Origin of the sequence: Ruegeria sp. MALMAid1280 (genome assembly GCF_049195285.1) — a bacterium.
Classification (GTDB): domain Bacteria; phylum Pseudomonadota; class Alphaproteobacteria; order Rhodobacterales; family Rhodobacteraceae; genus Ruegeria.
In genome coordinates, this window is sequence record NZ_JBMIRT010000026.1 from 1 (window position 1) to 16,621 (window position 16,621).

Below are 16,621 nucleotides of genomic sequence, written 5' to 3' on the forward strand. Positions count from 1 at the left end.
CTCAACAACATCATTGAACAGGATCACCGCTTCATCAAACGAAGGATCAGACCCATGCTGGGCTTCAAATCTTTCGCTTCAGCCGCATCTGCCCTAGCCGGTATCGAATTGGTCAACATGATCCGCAAAGGTCAATTCACAACCGGACTCTCCCCGTTTCAGCAGTTTGTTCAACTGGAAGGATAAACTGCTCACCAATTCCACTGATGCTCTGCCATCTAAACAGTTTGCGACAGAACCAATTTTACAGCCTCCGAAACAGCAGATCAAAGTGCATAACCTCATCCGTTTCCGGATGCCGCCATGCCGGCCACGCGTCAATCAGAACGTAGCCCAACTCCGTCATGCGCTGGATAGCTTCGGGAACAATCATCTCGCCGCTGTAGACAACAGATACCGCCACTTCCATACGGATCGTGTTGATACGGTGCAGAGCGTCCAATGCTCCGTCGATCACAAAACGTTCAAAACCCTGCGTATCAATCTTGAGGTGGATCACTGCGTCGTCTTCTTCAGGAACCAGTTCCGGTAGGCAACTGTCCAATCGGGTCAGAGGAACCTCTTCCTGTCTTGTGTATCGGATCGGTTCGTAAATCGCGATGAGGTCTTCCGTAGCATCCAATATTGAGCTGGACACGAAATTCTCCGATACACCAATGCTTGCGGTCCCATCCTCGGCCCCGACAGCAGAGTGGCGGGTATCCCAAAGCGGATCACTCGCTGCAGCCGCTTCCATTTGATCATAGCAATGGCGAATGGGTTCGAACGAAATTATTCGCCCCTCATATCCCTCTTTTCGCAAACTAATGCCGGTTTGCCCGACATTGGCCCCGACATCCAAAAAAACTGTCACGCCATATTTTTTCAGAAAATCTACTTCCTGATCCATTGCCGCCTCTCTTTCTTATTTTAGACTAGCTACTGGTCAATTTATGTCGTGTTCGTTGCAGTCCTAACAATAGTCGAATTGGGCGTCAAAGGCACTTTACTCAAAATCCCGTTGAACCTCCCCAACTGAACTGGTCCACCGTTATTTTTAGGAAACGGAGGACAAAGAATGGCAAACAAGCGACCAAAGCCCGAAGAAATTGTCTCGAAGTTGCGGCAGGTTGAAGTTCTGATAGGGCAAGGCATGTCCCGACTTGATGCTATCAGACAGATCGGAGTCGTTGAACAAACCTATTACCGCAGGAGAAAGAAATACGGTGGAATGGGTGTTGAAAAGTTGGAGGAACTGAAACGGCTTCAGAAGAAGAACGAGCGGCTGAGCCGCGCGGTTTCAGATCTGACTTTGGATAAGTTGATCCTGACGGAAGCCGCAAAGGTAAACTTTTGAGCCCCGCTCGTCGTCGCGCCTGCATCGATCATGTCCGCAGCCGACTCAGAGTATCTGAGCGACGCGCCTGCCGCGTGCTGGGACAACATCGACCCCGTCAGCGACGCATCCCAAGAGGCCGCGCTGACAAGGACAGGTTGGTCGCCGACATGATCGAGTTGACCCGACAGTACGGCTGATATGGGTAACCGATCACCAAAACTGGAATCAGCAAAGGAATGTTGACTGCAGTGGTGACGGTGCCGGTGGTACTTGCGGTCTGATTCGCAATTCGACGTATACGTCGCCGGTTGGTATAGGCAGTTTATCACTCGAGCAGAATTGGATCTGCTTGGCATTTGTGGGGCAGGTAAGAGCAACGCTTCGGTTTGCGCAGCTCCGCCCTGGGTTTTGCCACCAGGACTGGCGTGATTGTCAGAGGAGGAAGGTATCCTCTTCCAACAAGTTTGCGATTGTCAGATCGGAATCTTCATAGGTGATGTCGTTGTTCGAAGAGACTTCAACCAGTTTCGTCGAGGTGGATATACCGGCAAATCCTATTACGCTTGTTTCGATCAATTCTACGCCGTCGTCGTCATCTGCGTTTGCAGCCATGTCAGGAATGAACTTCAGAACATCTACGGTTTCTGCCCATCCAGGTTCTCCCAGCCCCTCATTCTTTGACACGAGCTTTTGGGTAGCAGAGGAAGGGTGGGCAAGTTTCGGGAGTTCGTATCCTACGGTGCCGCTGCCATTGATATCGTACCCGTAGAAGTCTTCAACATCAATGACATCAGGGATCATCGTACTGCTGATATAGGCACCACTAGCGTCAGTGATCCACTCGCCGTAGTCTCCATTGGTGTTTTTCCAGAGTACCTTGAAGCCGCCATTGAACGCTTCGGCGTGGACGGCCTCCCAGCCGGGGATGCTGTCCGGCCCGGTTTTGACACCGTTGCTGGACAACTCGACGCTGCCATTGACAAGGTAAACCCCGCGAGTCGACGAAGCGAGCGTAACCGACCCCGCGGTTTCGATATTGGTCGAGAAGTGCCCGGTCTGACCGTCCCCATTAAGATCGACACCATAGAAAGCCTCGACATCAATGACATTTCCGACTCCGGTGCTGCCGATATAGGTGCCGCTTGAGTCGGTGATCCACTCGCCATATTGTCCAGCCGTGTCTTTCCAGAGCACCCTGAAGCCGCCATTGAACGCTTCGGCGTGGACGGCCTCCCAGCCGGGGAAGCTGTCGGGACCGACTTTGGCACCATTACGCGTCAGTTCGACGCTGCCATTGATCACATAACCACCGCGGGTTGATGAGGCCAACGCCACGGAGCCGTCGGTTTCGATGCTTGTGGTTTTGTGCCCGATAGTGCCGTCCCCGTTCAGATCGACGTTGTAAAATGTTTCGGCATCCACAACGTTGTTGATCGCAGCACTGTTAAGGTATTCACCGGCTGCATTGGTGATCCATTCGCCATAGGAGCCGTTGGCGTTTTTCCAGAGCACCTTAAAGCCACCATTGAACGCTTCGGCGTGGATGGCCTCCCAGCCCGGAATGCTTTCCGGCCCGGCATTGGCACCGTTTCGGGTCAGTTCGATGTTGCCATTGATACGATAGCCGCTGCGCGTCGAAGAGGAGAGTGCCACGGAGCCGTCGGTTTCGATGCTTGTGGTCGTGTGCCCGATTGTTCCGTCACCGTTTAGGTCGGCGTTGTAGAAAGTCTCGACCTCCGCAACGTTGGATACAATCTGGCCAGAGGTTTGTTGACCTTGGCTGTTGACCGTCCACTCCCCATATCCGGCGTCTGAGCTTTTCCACAGAACGCGGTAGCCACCGCCTGAAGATTCGGCCTGAATGGCTTGCCATCCTGCAATCGAGCCTGCCCCGATCACCTCACCCCCCAATGTCAACGCAACGTTCGAGCCAGCTGAGTCCAACACGTAGATGCCGTGGTTCGCATGCTGCAGCGTCGTACCCGTTGTATCGACGTCAGACAGTTGCATGGCAGTTGCGATGTTCGACCAGGTCAACTGTTGCACACCGTTCAGGAACTGGATCAGCTCAACATCATTTGTGATGGTGAAGGTGATACGTGTGATGACGTTCAAAAACTCGTAGCTGGTTCCGTTTCTTAGGAACAGATAATTGCTGATCGCGGTTGTAAATCTGATCGTATCCGTACCGGACCCCCCGTAAAACGAACCGTCATTGCTTGTCACAATCGCAATATCGTTGCCCTGATCGCCAAATACCTGATCGGAGCCGGTACCGTGCGCCAGATAGATCGTGTCGTTCCCGTGCCCGCCATAGATTGTGTTGTTGTTGCTTCCATTGGAAAGCGAGTAAATCGTGTCGTTCCCGTTATTGCCGCGCAAAACGTTCTGGGCATAGTTGCCATAGATCGTATCATCGCCGACCCCACCTGATGCTTTTTCAATGGTGACGTTGTGGGCGATGGTAAATCCGCCTCTGACCCCGGCTGCGGACGATACGACACCGCCACCGGTTGCGGTGTAGTCCAGAGTTGCTGGTCGCAGGTCGATCCATGCGTCCGAGGTGCCCAGATGCTGGATGGTATCGTTGCCACCAGTATCCCAGATCGCCTGATACCCTGTGCTCGCAACGTTTGCGGACGGAAGAGTGTAAACGTTGTTGCCGGAGTTAGTGGTGGTATTCGCGCCGTACATCGCTTGCAGTGCGGCAATGTCCAGAGCTCCGAAACCGGTCGATCCGCCAAATGTCGAATTGCTTGGTAGAATTCCATTCGTTGAAGTCCAACCATCATTGTACGACATGACGGTGTAGACGCTTTGGTTGAGATTACCGGCGCCAAATGAGTTGAAGGGCGAGGTAACACCAGCCATCACGGTGGTGCCAAACCCGGTGTCATGTGGATGCCCCAGTCCCAGCGCGTGACCTAGCTCATGAATGAGTGTCGTAAAGAAATACCCGCCTGGATCGCCGTTGCCGCCGGGACCGGCATTCCAGTAGTTCGTGTTGTAGGCCCCATGCGAAGGCAGGTTTGACGGTCCAAAATGAAAACCCAGGGCATTGGGAGACGAAAAGGACGAAGCGGGTGCAATATACTCGACCAGATCGGCTGACGATGAATTGGATTCGACAAACCGAATGTTTGCAACGGCTTCGATTGCCGCAAGGGCGGCCCGGAATTCAGCCTTGTATTCGGAGGTCCAGTTCTGCGTGTCGGACAGTTTTCCGAAATTATAGGTGATGGTAATGACAGTTGCTGGGTTTCCGTCTCCATATGCACGCGTACCCTGAATGGCGCTGACTGGCGAGGATGAAGAAGGTCTTGGAATGTATGTCGTTGTAGCCATGTGTCTGCCTCAAACTCGGCGATTTTGATTGCGCGTACAATTCACGCGCAAGTTGTCATTATCGTGGCGACAATAGTGTAGTCACCATGAAATAAGGACAGCACCTGTCTCAGGTTGACCATTTTAAGGCAAGCTGAACGCGATGGCACAACAACACTTCGATGGGTTGTGTTGCGAAGTTGCATACTGACTGAAGAGATCACGCCAGGCTAGTGGGTTAAGCAGCCAGTCCCGCAAACTGGCGAAACGGATGGATTCCGGGCGTGATTTGACCTTTGCGGATCATGTGCGCCACTTCAATCCCATCCAACGTTGCTGCCGCTGAAGCGAAGGCTTTGAACCCCAGCATAGGTCGGAGAGTGTCCGATCTACTGTGTATGACTGATCTGGTCCATGCTTCTGCAAAAGGAAGCAAGGATGACAATCTCCAAGGAACTACTGAATGAATTGCTGAAGGGCTGTGAACGGCCCGAAGATCTGCTTGGCGATGCGGGGCTGATGAAAGAACGGAAGGTCAAGCTGATGGAGCGGATGCTCGGCGCAGAACTGACGTCGCACCTCGGCTACGAAGAAGGCCAAGAAGCCCCACCGACCAACCCAATCGGCGTAACGGCGCAGCCAGCAAGCGCCTGAAAGGCCAGGACGGGGAGATGCCGATTTCCGTGCCGCGTGACCGGGATGGCGTTTTCGAACCCGAGTTGGTCAAAAAGGGGCAGACCCGGATCGACGGTATGGACGACAAGATTATCGGCCTCTACGCTGCCGGTCCGAGCGTTCGTGACATCCGCGGTCACCTTGAGGATGTCTATGGCCTTAAGGTCTCGCCCGACCTGATCAGCCGGGTGACCGATGCGGTGCTGGACGAGGTCCGAGAATGGCAGGGCCGTGTCCGTCCGGTGATCGCGACCTAACGCGTTCGTTAGAGTGTGTCTAAGTGTCCACCATCGATAGTGGACACCATGGGGCACTCTATGAGCATGCGTAAGAAGCGGTTTTGGTCGGATGAAGAGAAGCGCGAGATTTGCCAATAGGCGTCGATGGCGGACGTTTCTGTGGCCCAGGTCGCCCGACGCTACGCGGTGAATGCCAATCTGATTTTCAAATGGCTGAAAGACCCGCGCTTTGCACCGGATGTGATTGACGTATCGGCTGAGCCGGTCTTTTTGCCAGTGGAGATTGGTTCTGACCCAGCATCTGTTGTCCCGGTGCCTGCCACTGTTGAGCCGGTGCCTGCGTCGGCGTCCTCTGGCCGGATCTAGATTGAACTGGCGAGTGGGCACAAGATCAGCGCAGAGGCCGGGTTCGATCCCGATGTTCTGGCGCGACTGCACAAAGGGATCATCCATTGATCCCGGTTCCGAGCAACACGCGGGTCTGGTTGGCGGCTGGTGTGACTGACATGCGGCGAGGCTTCAATACGCTGGCGGCGCAGGCCGAGAAGGTTCTGGCAGAAGATCCTTACTCGGGTCATCTGTTCGTCTTCCGGGGCCGTCGCGGCGATTTGCTGAAGATCATCTGGTGGGACCAACAAGGGGCGTGCCCGTTCTCCAAGCGACTTGAGAAAGGCCGGTTTGTCTGGCCCGCGGCAAAGGACGGCAAGATCAGCGTGACGTCTGCGCAGTTAGCGATGCTGCTGGAAGGGATCGACCCTGACCGACTGGGTGGGCCGGTCCACTGCTCTTCTGGAGCCGCTGGCAGATGCCATTGGGCACATGGTGCGGAAGGGCGAGGCTGTTTTTGCCGTCGATACACCCGTCAAAATGCAGGCACCCGGCCAGACGAAGACCTAAACCGCGCGGGTCTGGACCTATGTCCGGGATGAATGGCCATGGTCTGGCCAATCACCACTCTGTGCCTGGTATCAGTTCACCGTCGACCGGAAGGGCGAACACCCCACAAACCAACTGTCAGGATACACGGGCTGAATCCATGCCGACAGTTATTCCGGCTTCAATGGGCTGTTCGCAGAGAACAAAGCCCGCGAGATGGCCTGCATGGCGCATGTCCGGCGCAAATTCGTCGATGTCTATACCGCTCAGGGCTCAGCAATCGCCGAGGAAGCCATCTGCCGGATCGCAAAGCTCTATGCCGTAGAAAAAGAGGCACGGGGCAAGCCGCCACAAGAACGCGTCGCTTTGCGGCAAGCCAAGGCCAAACCCGTATTCAATGATCTGGAGCATTGGCTGCACGATCAATTGCCCCGCATCTCTGGCAAGTCACCGCTGGCGAAGGCCATCCGTTATGCATTGGGCCATTTGCCCAAAGCCAGAGCGTATCTGGATCAGGGTTGCCTGGAACTGGACAACAACACGGCAGAACGCGCCGTCAAACCCGTCGCCATCGGACGCAAGAACCGGATGTTTGCCGGATCAGAGGGCGGCGGCAAAGCCATGGCCATCGCCTTCACCCTGATCGAAACTGCCAAACTCAACAGTGTCGACCCGCAAGCCTGGCTGAGCTGGGTCCTGGAGCGCATCGCAGACCACAATATCAACCGCCTCGATGAACTCATGCCGTGGTGTTACGTCGAAGAAACCGCTCAAGATTAACTGGTCGCGTTCACCGGACGGACACGCAGGGCCGGGCGCTGGATCGGATATACCCCATCGTCATTTTGAACTGCGCCGAGTTTGCCTGAGGCTCCAACTCATGAGTAGGATGGAGCATCATGACGAAGATAACGAACAAGTATTCACCGGAAGTGCGCGAGCGAGCTGCGCGGATGGTACTGGATGGCGCAGGGCAGCATGTGAGCCGTTGGGCAATGGAACACTCACCTAATTACAGCTGCTCTACATTTCCCAGAAGGATAGAAGTTGTTTCAACTGAAAAATCCCCATTCAACGCAACTACTGAAATTTTAGGATCATAGTGCGTTGCGTCGGCGGTAACCTCCGAAATATCGGTTTTGGAATCTAAGAAGACCCACTCTGCATCACTTTCTACCGGCAACCCCACTGAGACGCGCAGAATGTCTAATGCATCCAAAGCGTTAACTGACCCGTCCCTATTGATATCTGCCGCTATGTAGTTTTCTGGCTGAGCGGTTCCCCAAGTTGGCTCTAAGCCGACCGACATGCGTAGCACTTGTAGGGCGTCAAGTGCGTTGATTTCTTGGATTCCAGTAGAGTAGGACTTTATGATTTTTATATGGCCTTGTTCCGAGCCAACCGGTAGTTGCAGGTCAAAATAACCCTGACTATCAGCTTGCACAACAATGGGCGCACTTCCGTCTTGAATGAAATGAACTTCTGCATCCCGGATGCCTGGATTGTCTTTAGCGGTGCTGACCGTTACCGCTCCAGTTATTCCAGAAGAGCTCACTGTTTCAGAAGAATTCTCGTTGGGGCCATTCGGCAATCGAACAGCTGCATCAAAAAAATCTCCAAGAACGTCGGGTTGTGAAAGCGACCCGCCGTCTGCGCTTTGGAGAACTATCGTTTGGCCAAGAAAGTCAATTTGGGCACCGTCTTCCGTAGGTGTAAAATCCAACTGGCTTGGAAAACGTAGCTGCCCGAAATCAGACAAATCTAACCTGTCGACCCCCACTTCAAAATCAGAGACAATTGTAGTTCTACTGCCGTTTTGAACCACAAAAATGTCGGCCCCCTCACCGCCCGCCATGACCGTAGTCCCACTTCCAGCGACCAGCACATCATCCCCCCCCCCGGCGAGAAGTGTTGAACCACCCATACCAAGAAGTATGTCATCGCCGTTTGTCCCTGATTGAATACTGTCGCCTTCGATGACACTTCCCAAGTTGTCCAGCGACACAGAGAATTGCGATAAACCATCTTGTTGCTGATCGGCTGCAAACACTTGCAATTCATTGCCGACCTGAGCGACCGAGAGAGTATCGACACCTACCAACCCATTTTCAGCAGTGCCTTCCACTGTTTCCAGATGCACCAATTGACCACTCGGAACCAGCGCAAACAGGCTTATTCCGTCGTCCTCACCCCCTGCGAAAACAAAAACTTGATCTCCAACGCTGGTCACGGCGATATCTTGAATGGAATTGAATTTCGTGCCGGAACTGTCGAGCACATGATCTGTAGGCAAAAGACTTCCATCTGAGCCCAATTCCATCACTGAAATGGAGTTGCTGCCCGATCCCGCCACAAGCACCCAAGAACTACCATACGCCTGGATTACTTCCATTGAGCTCGGAGTGTTCAGCGCCAAATGCGAAGTCGCATTGGAATTGTCTACCCGGGTCAGCTCTCCTGTTTCAGTGTCGGCCTGGAATGTGACCACTGAGTGAGTTGATGAATCCGCCGTTACAACTATCGTATTGGAGGCAGTTTCAACTGTATCCAAAAACGCCGGGCGTCCGATTTCAGCATCCACTTCCGTAAAGGTGCCGGTAGGTCCGACACGGTACGCAGTAATTCGGCTTCCACCGTCTGTCGCTGCGACGATAAACTCGGTGTCATTAGAAGAGTAACTAGCCAACAACGTGGTTCCACCGCCTTCTGACGGCAATTGAAACTGCTGCGTCTCGCCGATCATTCCAGTCGGTTCCAAACTATATCCAAAAATTGACCCCGATGAGCTGATATCCAGAACAAGTAAGTCTTCACTACCCAAGTTCGCGAATTCTATTGTCTGGTCGCCATCTAGCGAAATACTTGAATCAAACACTTGGGAATCGAAGAAGGTAGGAACATCACCGTTATTCAGTTGCCAAACCACCAGTCCACCGCCAGGACCGGAAGTGCTGTAAAGGTAAGTTCCCGCTCCAAACTCGATTGAGACCAAATCGCAAATTCCGCGATCAAAATTTACGAATCCAGTCGTCAATGTCCTTTCATATTCAATCATAAAAAGCCCTCCCTAACCACACCGAAGCCGCAAATAAGATAGCGTGAAATAATTAACAGCCAGACAATGTAGCAGCAAAGGCTGGGGATTTAGAGTGTCATTTTCTTAGGTTTTTAGAGTTTTTCTGGAATCGCTAACAACGCTCTACGTCTGCGAACCAAAGCTAAATCCCGAACAGGAAACGACAAAGGAATTGAGCAGCCTCAGGCCTCAGCACTTTCGGCGAGTAACGTCCAGACGCATTTCCAGATCCAACGTCAGGTCCGCAACGATCTTCTTTAGCCGGGTATTCTCGTCCTCAAGTGTCTTCAGTCGGCGCATTGCATCACACAGCGAACCTGCGTACTTCCTCTTACAATTGATATGCGCTGCCGGACTGATTCCTGCCTTGCGACAAATATCCGCGACCAGCGTGCCTTGTTCGCCTTACTTCAAGATGAACGCCCATTGCGCCTCCGTGAAATTCGATGCTTTCATGCGATTCCGATCCTTTTCCAGCTAGGAAAACTTAGCGGAAAACTCCAGCTTCAAACGATGCAGTTTTCAGGGAGCAGAGCATTTGATCTTGTTCAAATGAACTGAAAATCATCTGCAACAAGAGCGTCCGGTGACACTCCCAGGATTGCTATAGGAACATCATCCAGCTCGACGAGAGTGCTGTTGCCGTGTTCAGTTAGTGTTAAGTCCTCGTAACTCGCGCCCATAACTTCGATCCGAACAACGTCCACGCCCTGCTCGAAGTCGTAGGCACTATCAAGGCCTTCGCGCGGTCGAAAAACAAATACGTCTGCCCCTTCGCCACCGACAAGCAAATCATCACCCAAGCCTCCGTCGAGTATATCGTCACCAACGCCGCCTTCCAAAATGTCACTGCCCTCCCCGCCCGCGACGGTGTCGTCCCCCACCCCTCCCAACAGCACATCATCATCCGCGCCCCCATTGATGTGATCGTTACCTTGACCGCCCGTTATTACATCCCGGCCAGCACCACCATCTAACCAATCGTCATCCGCGCCTCCATCAACGTAGTCGTCACCGTTCTCTCCAAGAATTTCGTCTTCACCTACGCCGCCAAACAACCGGTCATTACCTTCACCGCCGTAAATTTCATCTGCCCCTTGACCTCCATTTACAATATCATTGCCAGTTCCACCCAATAGTGTGTCACCAATGGTATCGCTGTCTCCTCCAACGAGAATATCATTACCATCACCTCCCGAAACGTAGTCAGTTCCCCCGCCGCCATCGATGTAGTCATTTCCATCATCCCCCAGAATTTCCTCGTGGGAGCCCGATCCCGTTATTGCGTCACTATTCTCGGAACCAACTACTTGGTCATATGGGGTTATAGTGATCTCCACGACTTCATAAGGATCCAATTCAAAATCCACGTCGCCCGCATCATCAAATGTGAATTGCTCGACTTCCACCGTAACGTCGGTCTCTCCAACAAAGTAATAGTGGTCAAGACTGGTCGCCGTTTCGGGGGTGTATCCGGGCATTAAAAGAATGGTGGACGGCGGCGGAAGATAGGTTCGATAAGTTTCTTCTTCATAAGAAGAAATTTTCCTGGGGCTGATCACCCCCAATGCAAACAAGTTTTGGAATTTCGCTTCCAACGCTAGCTTTTCGGCTTCATCGATAACTCGGAGCTTATTGCGAGAATTAGGGACCAGCCTACCATTCTCGTCGTATTCGGCCCGGTCACTCATACCGTCAGCACTACCATCGAGAATTCCAATTTTTCGAACGGACACGATGTGTCTTCCTTCGACCAGTTCGTTCAGGTCCAAGTCAACTGACACCCCAAACTCTTCCGTTCTGTTAGACACGTAGAGAACCGTTTTCCCATACCCGGTAAAGGCATTGATTTCAATTGGGCGGTGATTGTCAGGCAGCCCTCTCAATTCTAGCAGAGAGAGCCCGACACCATCCTCGTCAACCAAGCTCTCCCTCATCCAGGAAAATACCTGACCGGCAGGTGAAAGATGAACCCGGTTGTCCTTTGTAATGCCACCAGCAAATGAATTATAGTTTCTATTCAGAACCGACCAGATTTCCGCTGCGTCCACCCCGGATTCCAGCATGGTCTCGAACATCTCAAGGATTACAGACGCCGCCTTCAGACCTTGCTGAGTAATATTGGCATTTTGAACATTCCATTCGGTAACGTGATAATCCAATTCTTGTTCAAAATACTTGTACCACATATCCGGCCGTGACCCGATTTCCCGGTTTTCGTAGTAACCGTCGGAAAAAGTATTATCCGCACCGTAGGTTTCATAGAAATAGTAGTGGGAAACTACTCCGTCGACCGCTTCACTCGCGACCGTTGACTGGAATCCATCCGACAAATCTTTGTTGGCATCGAAATGCTCAATGATCTCTTTGTTTTTTTGGTCCATCGTGCTATCTGGCCCAACGTGCCACGGTGGCGCTGTTTGCACCAGGATCTTGGGATCATAATCGGATGTCGGGTTTTCAGCATTGTATGCCTCGTAAGCAGCAGCGAGATACTGCGTCGCCTGTGCTGCATCCCTGCCATACTCGGATGCTTGTTGAAAACTCCAATACTCGTTGCCGATTTCTATTGTCGTCAAAAGATGGCCGTTTGGACCCAGTTGTTCATATACCGCTTTGACAAATTCCGTCATTTCAGTCTGGTTTGCCAATTTCTCCCCAACTGGAATGCTCAAAGTGAAGGTCATCCCTCTATCGGCGACCCAACCAAAAAACTCAGTCAAATTATCGTTTAACTGACCTTCAACCAGATTTGTAATGTCTTCCTTTTGGGCGCTGCCTGAAGGATAGCGCAAATGTGTAACACCCAGCATGTCGAAGGCTTCGCCGATATTCGGGAACATACCTCGAAAATTGGCACCAAAATGATCCTCGCTGACCGTTTCTGAAACTGCACCCGGAGTTAATTCATAGCTGTAACAGACCATCTCACCCTCACAACACTACCCAACACCAGTTAGAATTTCTGAAGCCACCTTGCGAGAATGAACCAAGTTTTTCAAAGAATCAGTCCAGAAAACTTACCTGTTAATCTTGGATAATAGTTTGCTATTTTTAGTAAGTTTTTCTTCAGTGTTTTCCTGACTGCAACTCTTGAGTATTGATTGCTTTCGAGAATACTTTGCGCCGAAGCACCAGTCTCCTAGGGTCAGGACTTCGGTAACGGGGCCGTCTCAGTCAAGCTGTTTTGCGCAGCATGATTGATCCGCCAAGGCGGTGTAGCTTTTCTTCGTTTGTGTCCGCCCTGCTTTCTGTTGCGGCTTTCGATTGAGATCCTTCGGGTACATGCTTCGGTTCGTGGTCAGCGCAACGGCTGCCAACTTGATGCTGGTTCGATGTATTTCCGATGTGCCCATCTCATAGGCGTGCTTGACTGAAGTCAGCGACGGTCCAGACCTCGGCATCATCGGAACCACGTCCCTGCGGGACCTCAAAGGCCTGCTGTCAGTCAGGCAAAGGATAGATTACCAGGCGGTGTTCGGTGCTGCGTCGGGCTGGAATACGGTGCCATCGACCCAAATTCGATGAAGGATGACAGCAATGCGACGAGCGAGGGCGACCATCGCTATTTTCCGACCTCGGCGTCGGGCGAGTTGGGCACCCCATGTTCGCAACCATGTCGAGCGCCCTCGGTTCATCATGACAGTCGCAGCCTGACACAATGCTCGCCTCAGATTGACATCCCCTGCCTTGGTTATGCCGCCGGTTACATCGCGTTCACTGGACTGGTTGCGCGAAGGCGTCAGGCCAACCCAAGGACCAACCCTCTTCGAAGATCGGAAGCGCGTTAGATCATCGACGGCTGCACGGAAGGTTAGCGCCACGACCGCACCGATCCCCGGCATCGTCATCAAACGGAGGCAAACCGGATCGTCCTGGGCAAGCTGGCGTACCTGTTTCTCAAGGATTGCAAGTTCCTGTCGCAGGGCAGCTCTGGCCCGCAGCATCGGTTCAATCGCGGTCTCCAGCATGAGGTTGTCGTCCGCCAACTCCCGGATACGGGCCTCAAACTTCCCGCGTGAGATAGCACCAACCTTGAGCCCAAAGTTCCGTAGCAAACCTCTCAACGACATCTCCAATGCAATCATGTTCTGCTGAATGGCTTTTCGAGCGCCAAGTATAGCGCGAGTTTCCTGAGCAGAGACGGATTTACAGTGAACAGGGCGGAACCAGCCAGGGTGAAGCAGGCGCGCAATCCCTTCGGCATCCCGTCGATCCGTCTTGATTGGCATCGCTTTCAGCGCACCTTTGACTTGGCGGGTTTCCATAAGCACGGCATCCAGACCCAACTCGGCCAGCCCTCGATGCAACCATTGCGACATAGGTCCAGCCTCTAAGCCAATCGCGGCGATGTCGTGGGCCAAATCACCCAGCCAACGGGCCAGAATCTCGGGATCGCGCGTCGCCTCAGCCTCTTTGAATATCTCGCCATGCTCGCTGATCACGCAAATCGCGGTCTTGGCGAGAGATACATCCAATCCAATATACAGCCTCATCCCGTAGTCCTCCATGCAGTTTCAATACGGGAATGGCGACAGCGCGGCGCAGATCTAGCAAGTAGCAACGGCGGTGCGTGACGCAGGCCCCGTTACGGCATCTCGTTGTTGTTTCATAACCAGAATATGACAGTGGCGGCGAGAGCTATGGCGGAGAGGAATACCTTTGGGCACCCGTCATAGCGGGTTGCCACACGCCGCCAATCCTTGAGCCTGCCGCACATAGTCTCGATCCGATTGCGCCGTTTGTAGCGGCGTTTGTCATATTTGACGGTGGCCTTGCGTTGGTTCCGACCAGGGATACATGCGCGTATCCCTTTGTCTTCCAGGGCTTCTCTGAACCAATCGGCGTCGTAACCTCGATCTCCCAGCAGCCAGTCGACATTGGGCAGGCTGCTCAAAAGGGCCTTTGCCCCGATGTAATCACTCACCTGCCCGGCGGTAACAAAGAGGTTCAAAGGTCGCTCTTTGCAATCACAGATGGCTTGCGACTTGGTATTCATAGCGCCTTTGGTTTTGCCAATCACGCGACCGCGTCCCCCTTTTTGACGCCCAAACTGGACGCTGTGCGGTGGGCTTTCAGATAGCTGGCGTCGATCATGATCGTCTTCTCTTCGCCATGCTCAGCGGCCAGGCCGACCATCATCTGGGCAAAGATGCCTTTGTCACTCCATCGTTTCCAACGGTTGTACAGGGTCTTGAGCGGCCCGTACTTCTTGGGCGCATCCCGCCACCGTAAACCATTGCGGTTGATGAAGATAATCCCACTCAACACTCGCCGGTCATCGACACGAGGCTTGCCGTGGGACTTGGGGAAATAGGGCTCTAGACGCGCCATCTGCGCATCGCCCAGCTAGAAAAGGTCAGACAGGTCACCACTCGTATTTCGAATGGTGAATCATGCCGAAAAGCGAAAATCAATGGGTCCTGACCCTAGGCAGAAACCTTTCCAGTGGCCAACCTTCCGCGCCACGTGAAATATTCCTTAAGCGAAAAGGCGTGTTAATTTGTCGTTATTTTTTTGAGTTCATAAGTTGGTTGCGTTGAATGAAAGGTCGTGTAATTGTTTTGCCCTACAACAACCCCCTTTGATATCAAAGATATCGCTCTGGTTTTGTCAAAACCACTTAAGGAGATCGAGACTGCTTGGAAAATTCTCCAACCGCACTTCGGCGCTCAATTGAACTTTGGTTGCCACAGAGCTGTGGTAGCGCCGAATTTCTTCGACGTCATCGCAATGAGTGTACTTATTGAAATTCTCAAGACACCTCAAAACGTTGAAAAATTGACGATAACTTCGATGGAAATCGCAGAGGATGTAGCAATCTTTCTGGACCAGTCCGAATTCGAAAACCCTTTCGATCAACAACAAAGAATCTTAGTTCTCTCTCATTTAGTTTCCTTGTTTAACAAGGGCGCCTTTCAAAATGGTGTCCAGCTTAGCTTTAACGAATTCTGGGCAGTTGCAGCAAGTATATTGGATGTATTCAAAAAAATTCAACTATCACTTGAAAGCAGCACTTCCTCCGAATTCTATTCTACGAAAGGAGCGCTACCACAAATTCCTCAAACCGCTTGACACCGTGTGCGGATTGATTTCCTGCTTGCGATCAAATTATGTCGGCAAGGTTATCGAGTCGTGGAACACTTAAAGAACACTAAAATTTGGAAGATACTAATGCACTCCCAAGATTCATAAATTATTAGATTTGCCATCAACCATATTAGTTAAGCATTAGGTAGGCTTCAGTTCTAGAAATTACACTCGCTAGTTTTTTTTGTATTCTCCTGCATCAGGGCATAAACAGCTTCTTTTTCTTCTTCAGTTAGACCAGATTCATCGCAATATACAGATAGAGCTGTGCGCAGTCCACTTAAGACATTAAATAGGTTGTCTCGCTTTGCGTCATCGACCATCTCTGATACCGCTGTGACGAACCAATGGTTGGTTTTCATGAAACACCTCGAGTTTTTTACAACTACAAGGTGTTTTGGTTAACGCTCAGTTAAATCTGACGGCTTCTCGGATGTTTTTCTGCCATTCCACGTCATCGTGTAACCGGAATGCTCCAATACGTATGTATTAACAACTTGCCTGATCGCTTCGGCAGTGAGAAACATCCCCTCCGCCTCCAGCCTCAACTCTATGTCAGTGGCGCGATGCAAAAAACTTTCATCCATCACTAAAATCCCTATTGCCACAACTGTGTCCAATTTGAATCGATTCCATTAACAAATGGTAAATTGTCCAAGTTTTCGCGACCATTCCTATGTATTTCGGGATCAATAAACACAATATATACGATTGCGCTCACTCAAACTGGCTTATGCTACAGCTTTGTTTCCAAAACGCGATCAACGCAGTCGTCGCGTTCCTCTTGAACGACCCACTGGCGTGGGCCTTAGTAACTTAGGATCGTTCGTGAGGCTCTTTCCAGTCATCAGAAGTAAACAAGATCCTACCTGTCTCACAGGTGGATGTGTCGCAAACATTTGGAACGGCCAAAGCCAGCGACTTACTGGATACACCTATCCTGCTATCTTTGCGAATAGCTGAAAGCCGGAAGTCGTATCAATAGAGAATTGCCGCTTCCGGATCATGTTGGCGACCTCGATG

At 52.0% G+C, this 16,621-nt stretch carries 10 protein-coding genes and 6 pseudogenes; 7 read left to right on the forward strand and 9 right to left on the reverse strand.

The features are described 5' to 3' along the window. The coding region (locus ACOQFT_RS00540; RefSeq protein ID WP_421596127.1) for a DDE-type integrase/transposase/recombinase at positions 1–186 on the forward strand (186 nt) is incomplete at its 5' end. A gap of 58 nt (positions 187–244) precedes the next feature. Here the strand turns inward: ACOQFT_RS00540 and ACOQFT_RS00545 are convergent. Next, positions 245–889: an FkbM family methyltransferase gene (locus ACOQFT_RS00545; protein WP_421596128.1), complete on the reverse strand. Its 645-nt coding sequence runs from the start codon at positions 887–889 to the stop codon at positions 245–247. Positions 890–1,057: 168 nt separating this feature from the next. Here ACOQFT_RS00545 and ACOQFT_RS00550 point away from each other — a divergent pair. Beyond that, positions 1,058–1,512: pseudogene (locus ACOQFT_RS00550) on the forward strand (transposase); the annotation flags it as partial. Between the two features lie 238 nt (positions 1,513–1,750). Here ACOQFT_RS00550 and ACOQFT_RS00555 read toward each other — a convergent pair. Both ACOQFT_RS00555 and ACOQFT_RS00560 read right to left on the reverse strand, forming a co-directional pair. Next, positions 1,751–4,663 carry a M10 family metallopeptidase C-terminal domain-containing protein gene (locus ACOQFT_RS00555; RefSeq protein ID WP_421596129.1) on the reverse strand — a complete coding sequence of 971 codons (2,913 nt, stop codon included), beginning with the start codon at positions 4,661–4,663 and terminating at the stop codon, positions 1,751–1,753. Between the two features lie 217 nt (positions 4,664–4,880). After that, positions 4,881–5,018 (reverse strand): annotated as a pseudogene (locus ACOQFT_RS00560) (IS6 family transposase); the annotation flags it as partial. A 62-nt stretch (positions 5,019–5,080) separates the two neighbouring features. Here ACOQFT_RS00560 and ACOQFT_RS00565 point away from each other — a divergent pair. The 4 genes and pseudogenes from ACOQFT_RS00565 to tnpC form a co-directional block, all read left to right on the forward strand. Further along, positions 5,081–5,550 (forward strand): annotated as a pseudogene (locus tag ACOQFT_RS00565) (transposase); the annotation flags it as partial. Positions 5,551–5,700: 150 nt separating this feature from the next. Further along, the gene (locus tag ACOQFT_RS00570; RefSeq protein WP_421596130.1) at positions 5,701–5,922 is read left to right on the forward strand and encodes a hypothetical protein; all 222 of its coding nucleotides are present in this window, start codon (positions 5,701–5,703) and stop codon (positions 5,920–5,922) included. 86 nt (positions 5,923–6,008) lie between these two features. Beyond that, a pseudogene (tnpB, locus tag ACOQFT_RS00575) lies at positions 6,009–6,311 on the forward strand (IS66 family insertion sequence element accessory protein TnpB); the annotation flags it as partial. Then, a pseudogene (gene tnpC, locus ACOQFT_RS00580) lies at positions 6,307–7,212 on the forward strand (IS66 family transposase); the annotation flags it as partial. The pseudogenes tnpB and tnpC, both read left to right, overlap by 5 nt. 232 nt (positions 7,213–7,444) lie before the next feature. Here tnpC and ACOQFT_RS00585 read toward each other — a convergent pair. From ACOQFT_RS00585 to ACOQFT_RS00605, 5 genes and pseudogenes are all read right to left on the reverse strand, one after another. Continuing rightward, complete coding sequence (locus ACOQFT_RS00585) at positions 7,445–9,487, reverse strand: beta-propeller fold lactonase family protein (RefSeq protein WP_421596131.1); 2,043 nt, start codon at positions 9,485–9,487, stop codon at positions 7,445–7,447. A 216-nt stretch (positions 9,488–9,703) separates the two neighbouring features. Beyond that, a pseudogene (locus ACOQFT_RS00590) lies at positions 9,704–9,964 on the reverse strand (transposase); the annotation flags it as partial. Between the two features lie 92 nt (positions 9,965–10,056). Beyond that, positions 10,057–12,435: a calcium-binding protein gene (locus tag ACOQFT_RS00595; protein WP_421596132.1), complete on the reverse strand. Its 2,379-nt coding sequence runs from the start codon at positions 12,433–12,435 to the stop codon at positions 10,057–10,059. 537 nt (positions 12,436–12,972) lie between these two features. Then, positions 12,973–14,004 (reverse strand): IS110 family transposase, encoded by a 1,032-nt coding sequence (locus ACOQFT_RS00600; protein ID WP_421596136.1) that lies wholly within the window; start codon positions 14,002–14,004, stop codon positions 12,973–12,975. A gap of 113 nt (positions 14,005–14,117) precedes the next feature. Beyond that, positions 14,118–14,842, reverse strand: a protein-coding gene (locus ACOQFT_RS00605; RefSeq protein ID WP_421596133.1) for an IS5 family transposase whose coding sequence is annotated in 2 segments (ribosomal slippage) — positions 14,118–14,554 and positions 14,554–14,842 — 726 coding nt in all. Because the reading frame shifts where the segments join, the coding sequence is not laid out codon by codon here. A 225-nt stretch (positions 14,843–15,067) separates the two neighbouring features. Here ACOQFT_RS00605 and ACOQFT_RS00610 point away from each other — a divergent pair. Further along, positions 15,068–15,583, forward strand: a complete 516-nt coding sequence (locus tag ACOQFT_RS00610; RefSeq protein WP_421596134.1) for a hypothetical protein — start codon at positions 15,068–15,070, stop codon at positions 15,581–15,583. Positions 15,584–15,756: 173 nt separating this feature from the next. Here ACOQFT_RS00610 and ACOQFT_RS00615 read toward each other — a convergent pair whose 3' ends face one another. Then, the gene (locus tag ACOQFT_RS00615) at positions 15,757–15,960 is read right to left on the reverse strand and encodes a hypothetical protein (RefSeq protein ID WP_421596135.1); all 204 of its coding nucleotides are present in this window, start codon (positions 15,958–15,960) and stop codon (positions 15,757–15,759) included. Positions 15,961–16,621: the final 661 nt, after the last annotated feature.

What these genes read in the sequence shown, in the direction of transcription:
- ACOQFT_RS00545 (WP_421596128.1), bottom strand. Translation starts at nt 889, where the DNA reads ATGGATCAGGAAGTAGATTTTCTGAAAAAATATGGCGTGACAGTTTTT.
- ACOQFT_RS00555 (WP_421596129.1), bottom strand. Translation starts at nt 4,663, where the DNA reads ATGGCTACAACGACATACATTCCAAGACCTTCTTCATCCTCGCCAGTC.
- ACOQFT_RS00570 (WP_421596130.1), top strand. Translation starts at nt 5,701, where the DNA reads ATGGCGGACGTTTCTGTGGCCCAGGTCGCCCGACGCTACGCGGTGAAT.
- ACOQFT_RS00585 (WP_421596131.1), bottom strand. Translation starts at nt 9,487, where the DNA reads ATGATTGAATATGAAAGGACATTGACGACTGGATTCGTAAATTTTGAT.
- ACOQFT_RS00595 (WP_421596132.1), bottom strand. Translation starts at nt 12,435, where the DNA reads ATGGTCTGTTACAGCTATGAATTAACTCCGGGTGCAGTTTCAGAAACG.
- ACOQFT_RS00600 (WP_421596136.1), bottom strand. Translation starts at nt 14,004, where the DNA reads ATGAGGCTGTATATTGGATTGGATGTATCTCTCGCCAAGACCGCGATT.
- ACOQFT_RS00615 (WP_421596135.1), bottom strand. Translation starts at nt 15,960, where the DNA reads ATGAAAACCAACCATTGGTTCGTCACAGCGGTATCAGAGATGGTCGAT.